Source organism: Microbulbifer thermotolerans (assembly GCF_001617625.1).
Classification (GTDB): Bacteria; Pseudomonadota; Gammaproteobacteria; order Pseudomonadales; family Cellvibrionaceae; genus Microbulbifer; species Microbulbifer thermotolerans.
Genome location: NZ_CP014864.1, coordinates 1237849 through 1252450 on the forward strand (window position 1 = coordinate 1237849; position 14602 = coordinate 1252450).

General features: G+C 58.9%; 11 protein-coding genes. All 11 read left to right on the plus strand.

The genetic code is table 11. The annotated features are described in order from the left end of the window. Positions 1-60: 60 nt before the first annotated feature. The 11 genes from A3224_RS05200 (at position 61) to ftsZ (ending at position 14579) form a co-directional block, all read left to right on the plus strand. Positions 61-1845, plus strand: a complete 1785-nt coding sequence (locus A3224_RS05200; RefSeq protein WP_067152259.1) for a peptidoglycan D,D-transpeptidase FtsI family protein — start codon at positions 61-63, stop codon at positions 1843-1845. Continuing rightward, positions 1842-3356 (plus strand): UDP-N-acetylmuramoyl-L-alanyl-D-glutamate--2,6-diaminopimelate ligase, encoded by a 1515-nt coding sequence (locus tag A3224_RS05205; protein WP_067152261.1) that lies wholly within the window; start codon positions 1842-1844, stop codon positions 3354-3356. The genes A3224_RS05200 and A3224_RS05205 overlap by 4 nt, the downstream gene beginning before the upstream one ends. Further along, positions 3353-4732: a UDP-N-acetylmuramoyl-tripeptide--D-alanyl-D-alanine ligase gene (locus tag A3224_RS05210; RefSeq protein WP_067152263.1), complete on the plus strand. Its 1380-nt coding sequence runs from the start codon at positions 3353-3355 to the stop codon at positions 4730-4732. The genes A3224_RS05205 and A3224_RS05210 overlap by 4 nt, the downstream gene beginning before the upstream one ends. Further along, positions 4732-5817, plus strand: coding sequence for a phospho-N-acetylmuramoyl-pentapeptide-transferase (mraY, locus tag A3224_RS05215; RefSeq protein ID WP_067152265.1), 1086 nt, complete (start codon positions 4732-4734; stop codon positions 5815-5817). The genes A3224_RS05210 and mraY overlap by 1 nt, the downstream gene beginning before the upstream one ends. A 6-nt stretch (positions 5818-5823) precedes the next feature. After that, positions 5824-7206 (plus strand): UDP-N-acetylmuramoyl-L-alanine--D-glutamate ligase, encoded by a 1383-nt coding sequence (gene murD, locus A3224_RS05220; RefSeq protein ID WP_067152267.1) that lies wholly within the window; start codon positions 5824-5826, stop codon positions 7204-7206. Further along, positions 7203-8420, plus strand: coding sequence for a putative lipid II flippase FtsW (gene ftsW, locus A3224_RS05225; protein WP_067152269.1), 1218 nt, complete (start codon positions 7203-7205; stop codon positions 8418-8420). Before murD ends, ftsW begins: the two co-directional genes overlap by 4 nt. Continuing rightward, the gene (murG, locus tag A3224_RS05230; protein ID WP_067152271.1) at positions 8420-9517 is read left to right on the plus strand and encodes an undecaprenyldiphospho-muramoylpentapeptide beta-N-acetylglucosaminyltransferase; all 1098 of its coding nucleotides are present in this window, start codon (positions 8420-8422) and stop codon (positions 9515-9517) included. The genes ftsW and murG overlap by 1 nt, the downstream gene beginning before the upstream one ends. A 17-nt stretch (positions 9518-9534) precedes the next feature. Further along, positions 9535-10995 carry a UDP-N-acetylmuramate--L-alanine ligase gene (murC, locus tag A3224_RS05235; protein ID WP_067152273.1) on the plus strand — a complete coding sequence of 487 codons (1461 nt, stop codon included), beginning with the start codon at positions 9535-9537 and terminating at the stop codon, positions 10993-10995. Positions 10996-11049: 54 nt separating this feature from the next. Beyond that, the gene (locus tag A3224_RS05240) at positions 11050-11847 is read left to right on the plus strand and encodes a cell division protein FtsQ/DivIB (RefSeq protein ID WP_231902472.1); all 798 of its coding nucleotides are present in this window, start codon (positions 11050-11052) and stop codon (positions 11845-11847) included. A 118-nt stretch (positions 11848-11965) separates the two neighbouring features. Beyond that, complete coding sequence (ftsA, locus tag A3224_RS05245; protein ID WP_067152275.1) at positions 11966-13201, plus strand: cell division protein FtsA; 1236 nt, start codon at positions 11966-11968, stop codon at positions 13199-13201. 166 nt (positions 13202-13367) lie between these two features. Beyond that, positions 13368-14579, plus strand: a complete 1212-nt coding sequence (gene ftsZ / locus A3224_RS05250; RefSeq protein ID WP_067152277.1) for a cell division protein FtsZ — start codon at positions 13368-13370, stop codon at positions 14577-14579. The last annotated feature ends 23 nt before the right edge of the window (positions 14580-14602 follow it).

Consider the following 14602-nt stretch of genomic DNA (forward strand, 5'->3'; position numbering starts at 1 on the left):
CAGGTGAGCAAGTGGCTCACTACATAATTGATACAACAGATAAAGCGAACAGGGACTTCAATGGGCGCAGTCAAGAAACAGCAAAATCAGCCGGGTATTGCCCGCTGGCGCTTTGCGCTGGTGGCGGCTTTGCTGTGCCTGCTCGCCCTGGCATTGATTTTCCATCTCGCGCGCCTGCAGGTGCTGCCGGAGGCGGAGCGCGGCTACCGCTTTCTGCAAGATCAAGGCCGGGCACGCACAATACGTACCGAAGAAATTCCCGCCTACCGCGGTGCCATTCTCGACCGCAACGGCGAACTGTTGGCAGTCAGCACGCCAGTACACAGCCTGTGGGCCAATCCACAGTTGTTGCGGGAGGCCAGTGCCAAGCAGCTGCGCAAGCTGGCCGCGGCCCTGGATATGAATCCCGCGAACTTGGCCAAACGGCTGGAAAAATACCGCAATAAGGAGTTTATGTACCTGCGCCGCCACCTGTCGCCGGAACAGGCCGGGCGGGTGCTGGATCTGCAACTGACAGGCGTGTATAGCAGGAAGGAATACCGCCGCTTTTACCCCGCCGGTGAGGTAGTGGCGCAGTTGGTGGGCTTTACTGATATTGATGACCGTGGTCAGGAAGGGTTGGAGCTGGCCTACGAGGACTGGCTGTCCGGTCAGCCCGGTGCCCAGCAGGTGGTCAAGGATCTCAAGGGGCGCACGGTGCAGGATTTGGCGACCAAGCGCGAAGCGCGCCCGGGCCGCGACTTGCGCCTGTCCATCGATATGCGGCTGCAGTATCTCGCCTATCGTGAACTGAAGAAAGCCGTAGCGGAAAATGACGCCGCTTCCGGTTTTATAGTCATCCTGGATACCCGCAGCGGCGACGTGTTGGCGATGGCCAACCAGCCTTCCTTCAACCCCAACAATCGCAGCGGGGTGAAAGCCGCGGCGACACGCAACCGCGCCTTGATTGACCAGTTCGAACCCGGCTCTACGGTCAAGCCGTTAACCGCGTTGGCGGCGCTGGAAACCGGCCGTTATCAGCCGCACACGCCGGTGGACACCAGTCCCGGTTATATCCGTGTTCCCGGCAAGACCCTGGTGGACCCGGTGAACTACGGCCGCCTGGATCTGACCGGTGTGATTACAAAATCGAGTCAGGTGGGTATCACCAAAATCGCGTTGGATTTGGAACCAAACGCACTGCGAGAGCTCTTTTACCGATTGGGTCTGGGAGAGGCGGTCGGCACCGGCTTTCCGGGTGAAGCGGCTGGAATACTGCCCAGCCGCAGTCGCTGGCACCCGATAGAGCGGGCGAATTTTGCCTTTGGCTACGGATTAACGGTAAACGGATTGCAATTGGCACAGGCCTACAGTGTGCTTGCCAACGCCGGGCTAAAGCGCCCGGTTTCTTTGGTTTTAAGCGGTGAAAAATTGGCGGTGGAGCCGGAACGTGTGGTCGACGGGGAATTGGCCAAGCAGGTGACAGCAATGCTGGAAACCGTAATCGGCGCTCACGGTACCGGCAAACGCGCCGCGGTCGAGGGGTACCGGGTGGCGGGCAAAACCGGCACGGTGCACAAAGTGGGCACTGACGGCTATGCGGACAACCGCTACCGATCGGTGTTCGCGGGTTTTATTCCCGCGGACAATCCGCGCCTGGCTGCGGTGGTGGTGATCGACGACCCGCGCCACGCCAAATATTACGGTGGTGAAGTGGCCGCTCCGGTGTTTGGTTCAGTGATGGCCGGCGCCATGCGCCTGCTCAGGGTGCCGCCCGCGGAGCTGGCCCCGGCGGCACAGCAGCTGGCCAGGAGCCTGCCCGCCGGGCAGGCGCCTGTGGCAAACGAGAGAGGTAGCAAATCGTGAGTCAGCGCGAAAAAAGAGCCGTGTCGCTAAAAGTGCTGGTGCCGGGTTACGCCGGCATTCCAGAAGTCCCCGTAAGTGGCGTGGCACTGGACAGCCGTTTGGTGCAGCCGGGTGATGTTTTCATGGCCCTGCGCGGCACAGTCGTGGACGGGCGCGAGTATATCGCTGAGGCTATCGCTGCTGGAGCCGCAGCGGTGCTGGCAGACGGCGACACCCTGGAGACAAAGGTGTGCGATGGCATTCAGATCGTCAGTGTTCCGGGGCTGGCCAAGCGGGTGGGTGAAATCGCCGCACGCTTCCACGGCAATCCAACTGGGCAAATGCACTTGGTGGGAGTGACGGGCACAAATGGCAAAACCACCTGTGCGTACCTGACTTCCCAGCTGTTGGCGCGTCATTTCGGTAGTGCCGCGCTGATGGGCACTATCGGCAACGGCATCTGGACTGACGGTGATATCGAGTTACAGGAAACGGGGCTGACAACACCGGATCCCGTGCGCCTGCAGGCGGATTACGCGCGATTCCGCGACTACGGCGTGCGCGCAGCGGCAATGGAGGTGTCTTCTCACGCCCTGTCCCAGGGCCGGGTGCACGGCTTGATTTTCGATACCGCGATTTTCACCAACTTGTCGCGGGACCACTTGGATTACCACGGCAATATGGCTGACTACGGAGCGGCCAAGGAAAAATTGTTCGGGCTGCCCAAACTCAAGCGCGGCATCATTAATTTGGATGATCCTTTTGGTGCACAACTGGCAGAGCGTTGCAAGCTGCGCAATTTGAATGTCATTACCTATGGGCTGCAGGCCGGTGATCTGCATGTGACCGACTTGTGTCGGCACGAAGGCGGCTTTTCCGTACAACTGGCTACGCCTTGGGGTAGTGGCGAATTGAAAGCGCCGCTAATTGGTGACTTCAACATCCACAACGCATTGGCAGTGGTTGCCGCGGCGGCATCCGCGGGGATGCCTTTTGAAGCCATTCTCGCCACGTTCCCTGAGATACAGCCGGTGCCCGGTCGCATGGAGCGCGTGAAGGTGGACGGGACTGAGGATATCAGTGTGCTGGTGGATTACGCCCATACGCCGGACGCACTGCGCGCGGCCCTGGCAGCGGCGCGGCCATATTGCCGCGGTAACCTCTGGTGCGTATTCGGTTGCGGGGGCGACCGCGATTCTGGCAAGCGCGCACCCATGGGGCGTATCGCCTCTGAAATGGCGGACCGCACCATTGTGACCAGCGACAATCCGCGTGGCGAGGAACCGCAAAAAATTATCGACGATATTCTCGAAGGTGCAGCCAGTAATGTTGAAGTGGAAGCCGATCGCGCTCGGGCAATCCAGCGCGCGGTAACTTGTGCTCAGCCGGGAGACATTATTCTCATTGCCGGTAAGGGCCACGAGGATTACCAGATTATCGGCAGTGAAAAAATTCATTTCTGCGATCGCGAGCAGGCCGCGGCGGCATTGCAGCAACGCCTCGCGGAAACAGTGCGGGGAGCAGGCTTATGATCAGCGCCATCTCCCTGCAGCAACTTCAAACGCGTTTCGGCGGTGAGCTCATCAATGGTTCGGTGCAGTTTGAACAGGTGTGCACCGACACGCGCCAGCTGGATTCCAACGCCCTCTTTGTCGCCTTGAAGGGGGAGCGTTTCGATGCGCACGACTTTGTCGGCGAACTCGAAGGGCAGGTATTGGGGCTGGTAGTGGATCGGGAAATTCCCGGCAGCAAGCTGCCACAGTGGCGGGTGGCCGATACCACTGAGGCCCTCGGGCAGATAGGCCGCATGTGCCGGGAACAGTTTAAAGGCCGGGTGATCGCGGTGACTGGCTCCTGCGGGAAAACTACGGTCAAGGAAATGCTCGCGGCGATATTTTCCCAGCGGCATAACCCCTGTGTGACCCGTGGCAATTTGAACAATCAGTTCGGCCTGCCCATGACCCTGTTCGAGCTGACTTCAGATCATGATGTTTTGATTCTGGAGATGGGCGCCAGTGGTCCGGATGAGATCGCTTATCTGTGCGGCATTGCGAAACCCCAGGTGAGTGCGGTCAACAACGTCATGCCGGCCCATGTGGAAGGCTTCGGTTCTGTGGACGCCATAGCTAGGGCCAAGGGGAAGATCTACACCGGTCTCGAAACCGGCGGCACAGCTGTGGTCAATGCCGATGACGACTACGCGAACTATTGGCTGGAGCGGATGCCGGAGGGGGTGCACACGCTGGAAGTGGGATTGGGGCATCAGTGGCCCATCCACGCGGACAATATTGCACTTGATGATAATGGGTGCCCCACCTTCGATTTGTGCATCGAAGGCTTGGCGTACCGCGTGCGGTTGCAATTGCTTGGCGAACACAATGTGCACAATGCGCTGGTGGCCGCCGGCTGCGCCTTTGCCGCCGGTGTCCCTGCGGCGGAAATCGCCAGTGGCCTGCAAAGCCTGGGTGGCGTCGCCGGTCGTATGCAGGAGCTCTGCGGCATCAAGGGCGCGGCGATTATTGACGACACATACAACGCCAACCCCGGCTCGGTGGCTGCAGCGATTGAGTTGTTGGCACAGCGCCGCGGCAAGCGCGTTCTAGTGCTCGGCGACATGGCCGAACTGGGAGCGGATGCAGAGGAAATGCACCGTCAAATGGGCGAGCTGGCGCGGGAACGCGGCCTGGATGCCCTGTTTACCCTTGGGCCGCTGGGTGCCGCCGCCAGTGTTGCCTTCAGTGCCGGGCGTCACTTGCCCCTGCACAGTTATAGGGACAGGCAGCCGCTTATCGCGGCGTTGACCCATGAATTGAATAAAAACACCACAGTGCTGGTGAAAGGTTCCCGCAGTGCCCGTATGGAACTGGTGGTGCAGGCACTCTGTGGGAACGCCAAAGAGGATAAATAATGCTGCTCTGGCTGGCAGAAATACTGCAACAATATGTAAGCACCTTTGCGGTGTTCAATTATCTCACGGTGCGCGCCATCCTCGGGGCCCTCACGGCTTTGGGGATTTCACTGATTGTCGGTCCGCGCATGATCACCTGGCTGAACCAGTTGCAAGTGGGACAAGCGGTACGGGATGACGGCCCGCAAACGCATTTGAGCAAATCCGGCACGCCCACCATGGGTGGCACTCTGATACTTGCCTCTATTTTTTCTTCGGCACTGCTGTGGTCGGACCTCAGTAACCGATATGTGTGGGTGACGCTGTTGGTGACCTTCGTCTTCGGCGCTGTGGGTTTTGTCGATGACTACAAAAAAGTCGTGAACAAGAATCCCCGCGGCCTGATCGCGCGCTGGAAATACTTCTGGCAGTCGGTCGCCGGCCTGGGAGCAGCTATTTATCTATACATGAGCGCCACCAGTCCGGTGGAGACACAGTTCTTCGTGCCTTTCTTCAAGGATGTGGCGATAGATCTGGGCCCGGTGTTTTTTATTTTGCTGACTTATTTCGTTGTGGTGGGATCAAGCAACGCGGTAAACCTGACCGATGGTCTGGACGGATTGGCAATTATGCCAACAGTTATGGTCGGCGGTGCCTTGGGGCTGATTGCTTATTTGGCTGGCCATTTGGAGTTTGCCAACTATCTGCATATTCCATCGGTTCCCGGTGCCGGTGAGCTCGCAGTTTTTTGCGCGGCTCTGGGCGGAGCCGGACTCGGCTTTTTGTGGTTTAACACTTATCCCGCGCAAGTTTTTATGGGGGACGTAGGGGCTCTGGCTCTGGGAGCGGCTCTTGGCATTATCGCGGTGATTACCCGTCACGAAATCGTGCTGTTCATTATGGGCGGTGTCTTTGTCATGGAGACTGTATCGGTCATCCTGCAAGTGGCTTCGTTCAAACTCACCGGAAAGCGCATATTCCGCATGGCGCCGTTGCATCATCACTTCGAACTGAAGGGGTGGCCGGAGCCGCGTGTGATAGTGCGTTTTTGGATTATTACCGTCGTATTGGTTTTGGCGGGTTTGGCAACGCTTAAACTGCGATAAATAAACATGGCATTGATTGCGACTTCGGAGCAAAAAGTGGTTATCGGCATGGGCGCTACCGGTATTTCGGTAGTGCGCTTTTTGCTGCGTGCCGGAATCACTCCCGTGGTTGTAGACAGCCGTGAACAGCCATCCGGACTGGATGCCTTCCGCGCTGAATTTCCCCAGGTGCCGGTGGAGACGGGGGTGCTCAATCCGGAGACTCTGCTTGCCGCCAGCGAGATTATTGTCAGCCCTGGTGTTGCCTTGGCGGAACCGGCTTTGCGGCGGGCTGCCGAGGCGGGCATCCCGTTGATCGGCGATATCGAACTTTTCGCCCGCCAGCTGGCCGAGCTCCCGCGGGCGCCGAAGTTGGTGGCCATTACCGGTTCCAATGGCAAGAGTACCGTTACTACCCTTGTGGGCCAGATGGCGGAAGAGGCCGGGGTGGATGTCCGGGTGGGTGGCAACATCGGTGTGCCAGTGTTGGATCTACTGGATCAGCCCATGCCGGAACTGTTTGTACTGGAACTTTCCAGTTTCCAACTGGAGACCACCTTTTCGTTGAGGCCGTCTGCGGCGACCATTTTGAACCTGAGTGCGGATCATATGGATCGCTATGCCACCCTGGCGGATTACCACAGGGCCAAGCAGCGTATTTATCGCAATGCACAGCAGCTAGTGGTTAATCGCGCGGATCCCCTAACCCGCGGCCCGCTGGCGCGCAACAGCCTCGAGTGGACTTTCGGCCTCGATCGGCCGGATTTGCGCCAGTTCGGAGTCATAGAGTTTTCCGGTGAAGAGTGGTTGGCGCGGGGAGCGGAAAAACTCATGCCTGTCAGCCAGCTGGCCATGGTCGGAAGACACAATATCGCCAATGCGCTGGCAGCGATGGCGCTCGGCAGTGCGGTGGAATTGCCACTGGAAGCGATGCTGACTGTGCTGCGGAATTTCAAGGGGCTGCCGCATCGCTGCGAGCGTGTGGCGGATCTGGACGGTGTCACCTTTGTGAACGACTCCAAAGGCACCAACGTCGGCGCCACGCGCGCAGCGCTGGATGGCCTGGCAACAGAGAAAAACAAAGTTGTGCTGATTGCGGGCGGAGATGGTAAAGGTGCGGACTTTTCCCCGCTGGCGGAAGCTGCCAGTGCATTGCGCGCGCTGGTCACGATCGGTGTAGACGGCGAGAAAATCGCGCAGGTTTTTGCCCATAAAACAGAGATTCACCGCGCTGCATCCATGGATGACGCGGTAATACAGGCGCGGGCGCTGGCGGAGCGCGGTGACTATGTCGTGCTTTCACCGGCCTGCGCCAGTTTCGATATGTACCGCAATTTCGAAGCGCGCGGAGAGGATTTCCGCCGCGCAGTGGCGTCACTCGGCTGTGCATCGGCAGGAGGTGCCAAATGAGTCAGGCGCAGACAATGAGCGCAAAAAACTTCGACTGGCTACTGCCGTTTTGCGTGCTCTCGCTGGCCAGTATCGGCGTGGTGATGGTCGCCTCGGCCTCTATTGCCTATGCGGCGGATATCCACGGCGACCCCTGGTTTTTTCTCAAGCGCCACCTGATTTATCTGGGGGTGGGTGCCTGCGTCGCGCTGGTAGTGAGTCAAGTGCCACTTTATGTCTGGTCGCGCCTGTCGTGGCCACTGTTGCTGTTTTCCTGTTTGCTGCTGATGGCGGTGTTGGTCCCGGGTATCGGCCGTGAGGTGAATGGTAGCCGGAGGTGGTTGGCGTTGGGGTCCATTACCGTGCAGCCGGCGGAAATCGCCAAGTTTTGCCTGCTGGTGTTTTTCGCCAGCTTTTTGACCCGCCGCAACCGGCAGTTGCGCCACTGGAGCAGCTTTATGGTGCCGGTAGTGATTTTGGGCATTGTCGCGCTGTTGTTGTTGCTGCAACCGGATTTCGGCTCTGTGGTGGTGATTTCCGGCACCGTTTTGGCCATGGTTTTCCTCGCCGGGGCGCGCCTGCCACACACATTTGTGCTGGTGGCTGCCGCAGCTTGCGGCCTGGTGCTGATGGCGCTGGTGAGTCCCTATCGGTTGCAGCGGTTGATGACGTTCCTGGACCCCTGGAGAGATCAGTTCGCCGGCGGTTATCAGCTGACGCAATCGCTGATTGCATTTGGCCGCGGGGAGTGGTTCGGCGTGGGGCTGGGAAATAGCGTGCAGAAGTTATTTTATCTGCCGGAGGCACATACGGATTTTATTTTCGCGATTCTCTCCGAGGAGTGGGGCATGGTCGGAGGGCTGGCAGTCATAGCGCTCTTCGCCGGACTCACGGTGTCGCTACTGCGCCTGGTGCGCGGTGCACTAGCGCAACAGAATTTTTTTGCCGCACTGCTTGCTTTTGGTATTGCAGTGCTGTTGGCCGGGCAGGCCTTTGTCAATATGGGCGTGGCCTCCGGACTGTTGCCGACGAAGGGGCTGACTTTGCCATTTGTCAGCTCGGGGGGAAGTAGTTTGGTGATTTGCTGCGTGTTGTTTGCGCTGGCGCTGCGCCTGCAAGTGGAGCTTCGGTCGGAGAACGGCAGCAAAGAGACTGGAGTGGCACCGATCAGTCAGTTGCCGATATTCAACCCGCTGCAGATGGGGGACAGGACAGTGAAAGGGGAGGCCGCGTGATGGTAGAACATTCAGCTCCCTTTTCCGGCAAAAAGTTTTTGCTAATGGCCGGGGGTACTGGTGGACATGTGTTTCCGGCCCTGGCTGTGGCGAATGCTTTACGGGAGCAAGGTGCGGCCATTGAATGGCTGGGTACGGCGCGGGGGATAGAAGCACAGTTGATTCCGGATGTGGATATCCCGCTGCACTGTATTTCCGTCGAGGGCGTGCGCGGTAAGGGCAAACTGGCGCTGCTGAAGGCGCCGCTGCAAATACTGCGGGCGATTTTGCAGGCGCGCGCAGTGGTGAAGAAAGTGCAGCCGGATGCGGTGCTTGGCTTTGGCGGTTTTGCTACTGGCCCCGGTGGGGTAGCTGCGCGTCTTGCCGGCATTCCTTTAATCATTCACGAACAGAATGCCGTGGCAGGCACTACCAACCGCTTGTTGGCGCGCATCGCCAATCGCGTGCTGGAAGCTTTTCCCAGCGGACTGCCGGGTGCGCGGCAGGTGGGTAACCCGGTTCGCAGTGAGATCGCGCAGCTGCCGGAGCCGCAGGTGCGTATCGGAAAAGAAAGTCCGCTGCGTCTGCTGGTCCTTGGCGGCAGTCTCGGAGCAGTGGCAATCAATGAGCTGGTGCCTCAGGCGATTGCTCTACTCGGAGAGGATTTGCGCCCGCGCGTCGTGCACCAAGCGGGCAAGCGTCACCTGGATATTGCCAGGGAAGCCTACCGGCAGGCGGGTGTAGAGGCGGAAGTGACACCGTTTATTGCCGATATGGCTGCCGCCTACGGCGCGGCGGATCTGATTATTTGCCGCGCTGGCGCATTGACCGTATCAGAAATTGCCGCGGCGGGGGTGGGCGCCATCATGGTGCCTTTCCCGTTTGCTATCGACGACCACCAGACAAAAAACGGCGAGTGGTTGGCGCAGGCTGGCGCAGCCATAGTGATTCAGCAGGAAGATCTGGACGCGGAAAAGCTGGCAATGCTGCTGAAGACTTTGTTTGCCGAGCCGGAAAAATTGTTGGCGATGGCCGAGGCCGCGCGCAGGGTAGCAAAAACCGATGCGACCGCGCGGGTACTGGATGCCTGTGCCGAAGAATTGGCACTGGCCGGGTAGCGGGTGAGGATTGAGAAATGCCATCAGAACTGACCGCGGCACAGAACAGATTTAGCGTACCGGCAATGCGCCGCATCCGCCGCATTCATTTTATCGGCATTGGCGGAGCCGGTATGAGCGGTATTGCCGAAGTACTGCAGAATCAGGGTTACGAGGTTTCCGGTTCCGATCTGCGCGAGTCATCGGTCACCGAGCGGCTGCGCAATCTCGGTATCCGGGTGCAAATAGGGCACAGCGCCGACAATGTTCGCGGTGTCGACGTGGTAGTGAATTCGTCCGCGGTCAAAGGCGATAACCCGGAACTGCTGTCGGCCAGAGAAAACCGTATCCCGGTTGTGCGCCGCGCGGAAATGCTCGGCGAGCTGATGCGGTACCGCTATGGCATCGCTGTGGCGGGTACCCACGGCAAGACAACCACGACAAGTCTGATCGCTTCGATTTTTGCAGCGGATAAAAAGGACCCGACCTTCGTTATCGGTGGTTTGGTGAACGCCGCCGGTACCAACGCCGCGTTGGGGGAGAGCCGTTACCTGATCGCAGAGGCGGATGAAAGCGATGCGTCATTTATTCATCTGCAGCCTATGGTGACGGTGATCACCAATATCGACGCGGACCACATGGAAACCTATGGCGGCGACTTTGAAAAGGTCAAGCAGATCTTTATCGATTTCGTGCACAACCTGCCCTTTTATGGGCTAGCAGTGGTCTGCGGGGACGACGAGCATATCCGAGAGGTGATTCCGAAGTTCTCGCGCCCAGTACTCACCTACGGTTTCAACGAAGGGAACGACTTTCGCATCGTCGATGTGAAACAGGAACCCCTGCGCAGCCATTTCACTGTGCTGCGCCCAGATGGCGATACCCTGGATGTATGTGTGAATACCCCAGGTATTCACAACGTATTAAATGCGACCGCGGCGATCGCGGTGGCGACGGACGAAGGTATAGGCGATGAAGCCATTCTCGCCGGCTTGAAAGGTTTCCAAGGGGTTGGCCGCCGCTTCCAAATCTACGGTCAATACGCCGTCAGTGCAGATCGGAGTGCGGAAAAAGTCATGCTGGTGGACGACTACGGCCACCATCCTCGGGAGGTGGCCGCGACCATAAAAACGGTGCGCGATGGCTGGCCGGAGCGGCGTTTGGTGATGATCTACCAACCGCACCGCTACACCCGTACCCGCGACCTGTTCGAGGACTTTGTGGATGTTTTGTCGCGCGTCGACAAGTTGATTTTGCTGGATGTGTACAGCGCGGGAGAGCAACCTATTCCCGGCGCCGACGGTCGGACCCTGGCGCGCAGTCTGCGTAACCGTGGCCAAGTGGATCCGATTTTTGTCGAGACTGTTGAGCAGGTGCCGCCGTTACTCGCGGACCTGCTGGAGCCCGGTGACATTGTGCTGACCCAGGGAGCGGGGAATGTCGGCGCCCTGGCTCAGCAGCTGGCCAGTTGGCGCTTGGGTGAAGGAAATACGGAGTGATGGCTGTACCGCAGGGGTTGATTTGGCCGGGCCTCAAATTGGAGGTCGATTAGGGTGAGAAAACCGGAGCGCGCCTATCGCGGACGCAAAACGAAATTGCGCGGTGCGCGCCGTATTGCGAACCGTGTTGACGGCACGAGCCGCAACTGGCGTCCGCTGTTGGTGGCTGTTTTGGCAATTGTCACTCTGGCCGGCATCAGCTACGGCGGCCTCTGGCTTTGGCGGTCCCCGTTAGGGGAGCTGAGCCGAATTGACAGTCTGGAACAGGTGCGGGTCAAGGGCCCCTTCAATGCGGTGACCCAACGGCAGATAGAGGAAACATTGCTGCCTTTTTTGCAGAAAGGTTTTTTTTCCGCGGATATTCGCGGCATGCGCGAAGCGCTGTTGCGGAACCCTTGGATTACCAGCGCTTCGGTGAGTCGGCGCTGGCCCCACGGTGTGGAAGTGGAAGTGCGAGAGGCGCAGCCGCTGGCGGTTTGGGGAGAGGATAAACTGCTGGTGGCGAGCGGAGAGTTGCTGCCAAGACCAGCACAGATGCGTACTGGCCACCTGCCGGAACTGGCGGGTGACGAAGAGCTGGTGGAGCGCATAGTGACCCAATACCAAGCGTTGGCCAGGTTATTGACCACGCGGGATATGGAAGTGAAGCGACTCACTTTCGATGAGCTGTCCGGTTGGCAGCTGGAGTTGGTCTCCGGAGTGGAGTTACATCTGGGGCACGAGGAACTGCTGGAGCGGGTTGATCGCTTCTTGCAATTGAGCAGGGGCCTGTTGGCACCGCACTTGGCCAAGGTTAGAAGGGTAGATACCCGCTACAGCAATGCGGTGGCAGTGCAGTGGAAACAAAATTGAGAGAGAAAACCTGCAGTGTTCAAGCTGCGGAAAAAACGAAATTTAAAAGCGAACGCTGTGCCCTGAAACCTTATTGGAAATAGGAATCGGAGCGCGGCTCAGCGAGGTTGGTACAAAAATGACACATGCATCCGATCACCGCATGATTGTGGGACTGGATATCGGCACAAGTAAAGTGGTCGCTATCGTCGGCGAAGTTTCCGGTGATGGTGAGCTGAATATCGTCGGTATCGGTTCTCACAAATCCACTGGTATGAAAAAAGGTGTGGTGGTGAATATCGAGTCCACCGTGCAGTCCATACAGCGCGCGGTGGAAGAGGCGGAGCTAATGGCCGGGTGCGAAATTCACTCGGTTTACGCCGGCATAGCCGGCAGCCATATCCGCAGCCTGAATTCCCACGGCATTGTCGCTATTAAGGATCGCGAGGTGACCCAGCAGGATTTGGATCGGGTGATAGACGCCGCGCGCGCAGTGGCAATTCCCGCGGATCAGAAGATTTTGCACACCCTGCCGCAGGAATATCTGATCGACAACCAGGAGGGTGTCAAAGAACCGTTGGGTATGTCCGGCGTGCGTCTGGAAGCCAAGGTGCATTTGGTCAGTGGGGCGGTCAATGCGGCGCAGAATATTGAGAAGTGCATCCGGCGCTGCGGTCTGGAAGTGGAAGACATCATCCTCGAGCAGCTGGCATCCAGCTACGCGGTGCTTACCGAAGATGAGAAGGAACTCGGTGTCTGTATGGTCGACATTGGTGGCGGCACCACCGATATCGCGGTGTTCACCGGCGGTGCCATCCGCCACACCGGGGTTATTCCCATCGCCGGCGATCAGGTGACCAATGACATCGCCATGGCCCTGCGCACACCGACGCCACACGCGGAGGATCTGAAAATTAAATACGCCTGTGCGCTGGCCAAGCTGGCGCGCGAGGGGGAGACCATCAAGGTGCCCAGTGTTGGCGACCGCGCGCCGCGGGATCTGTCCCGGCAGGCGCTGGCCGAAGTAGTGGAACCGCGGTACGACGAACTGTTTACCTTGGTGCAGGCGGAATTGCGCCGCAGCGGCTTCGAAGATCTGTGCGCGGCGGGTGTGGTATTGACCGGCGGCTCCTCGAAGATGGAGGGTGCCGTGGAACTGGCCGAGGAGATCTTCCATATGCCGGTGCGCCTGGCCGTACCCCAAGGTGTATCTGGGCTGACAGATATCGTCAGCAACCCAATTTATTCCACTGGCGTGGGACTTTTGATGTATGCCATGCAGGGAGAGGAAAACAGTGAGGGGCGGCAGCGCCCAGTGAGGGAGGAGAATCAGTGGTGGGACAAAGTAAAGCATTGGTTTAGAGGAAACTTGTAGTGAAAGGGGCTGGGAAGGGGCGGTAACAATGCGCCCTGGAGAAATTGCCTCTCGGTTTGGGGCGGGCTGGCAAATACAGATTTGGCGGCATAACGCCGTGGAGTCCGGGCGCCCATGATTCCGGGCACAGAAACAGATTTGACATGAGCAGAGAAGGGGAACAGCAATGTTCGAATTAGTTGATAGCGTACAGGATAAGCCTGTCATCAAAGTGATTGGTGTCGGCGGCGGCGGCGGCAACGCGGTTAAGCATATGATCGCCAGCGAAGTAGAAGGTGTGGATTTCATCTGCGCCAACACGGATGCCCAGGCACTGAAAGACATCCAAGCGCGTACTATTTTGCAGCTAGGCAACAACATTACGCGCGGCCTTGGCGCTGGAGCCAATCCAGATGTGGGCCGTCAGTCCGCACTGGAGGATCGCGATCGTATCGCCGAGGTTCTCACCGGTGCAGACATGGTATTTATCACTGCCGGCATGGGTGGTGGTACAGGTACCGGTGGTGCGCCAATCGTGGCTGAAATTGCCAAGGATCTCGGTATTCTGACCGTTGCAGTGGTCACTCGCCCGTTTACCATCGAGGGTAAAAAGCGCTCTCTGGTGGCCGAAGAGGGTATCCGTGAGTTGCGCGACAAAGTGGATTCCCTGATCACTATTCCCAATGACCGCCTCCTCGAGGTGCTGGGAAACAAGATCACTATGAAAGCTGCTTATAAAGAGGCGGACAATGTGTTGCTGGGGGCGGTGCAGGGTATCGCCGACCTGATGATCCGTCCGGGAATTATGAACGTGGACTTTGCCGATGTGCGCACGGTGATGTCGGAAATGGGAATGGCCATGATGGGCTCCGGCTCCGCTGTGGGTGAAAACCGCGCGCGCGAGGCGGCTGAAAAGGCGGTGCGCAGCCCGCTGCTGGACAATGTCAATTTGCAGGGAGCTCGCGGCATACTGGTGAACATCATCACCGGCAGCGAAGAGGGCGGCTGTCAGGAGCTGACGCTGGGCGAGTACTCGGAAGTCGGTGAAATCGTGCAGGAGATCGCCTCCGACGACGCCACCGTGGTGATCGGTACCGCAGTGGATGACAAGCTGGGCGACGAGATGCGAGTCACCGTGGTTGCCGCGGGCCTGGGTGAGGGTGTCCAGCAAGCCGCGCGTCCCACTAAGGTTGTGGACAACACCCGTCGCGCGCAGCTGCACGAGGGGCGTGAAGCGCGCGAAGGCGGACAGGGTGGCCTGGCCGGCCGGGACGCCGCCGACAACCGGGTGCGCGTCGAAAGCGAGCGACCCAAGCGCCCGGCTCCGACACTGAACCCGGCCGACGCCGATATGGAATACCTGGACATCCCCGCGTTTTTGCGCCGCCAAGCGGATTAGCGCGGGAATCAGTACAACGCCGA

Coding starts and splice junctions, on each gene's coding strand:
- murD (WP_067152267.1), top strand. CDS start 5,824: ATGGCATTGATTGCGACTTCGGAGCAAAAAGTGGTTATCGGCATGGGC.
- mraY (WP_067152265.1), top strand. CDS start 4,732: ATGCTGCTCTGGCTGGCAGAAATACTGCAACAATATGTAAGCACCTTT.
- ftsA (WP_067152275.1), top strand. CDS start 11,966: ATGACACATGCATCCGATCACCGCATGATTGTGGGACTGGATATCGGC.
- A3224_RS05200 (WP_067152259.1), top strand. CDS start 61: ATGGGCGCAGTCAAGAAACAGCAAAATCAGCCGGGTATTGCCCGCTGG.
- A3224_RS05210 (WP_067152263.1), top strand. CDS start 3,353: ATGATCAGCGCCATCTCCCTGCAGCAACTTCAAACGCGTTTCGGCGGT.
- murC (WP_067152273.1), top strand. CDS start 9,535: ATGCCATCAGAACTGACCGCGGCACAGAACAGATTTAGCGTACCGGCA.
- murG (WP_067152271.1), top strand. CDS start 8,420: ATGGTAGAACATTCAGCTCCCTTTTCCGGCAAAAAGTTTTTGCTAATG.
- ftsW (WP_067152269.1), top strand. CDS start 7,203: ATGAGTCAGGCGCAGACAATGAGCGCAAAAAACTTCGACTGGCTACTG.
- ftsZ (WP_067152277.1), top strand. CDS start 13,368: ATGTTCGAATTAGTTGATAGCGTACAGGATAAGCCTGTCATCAAAGTG.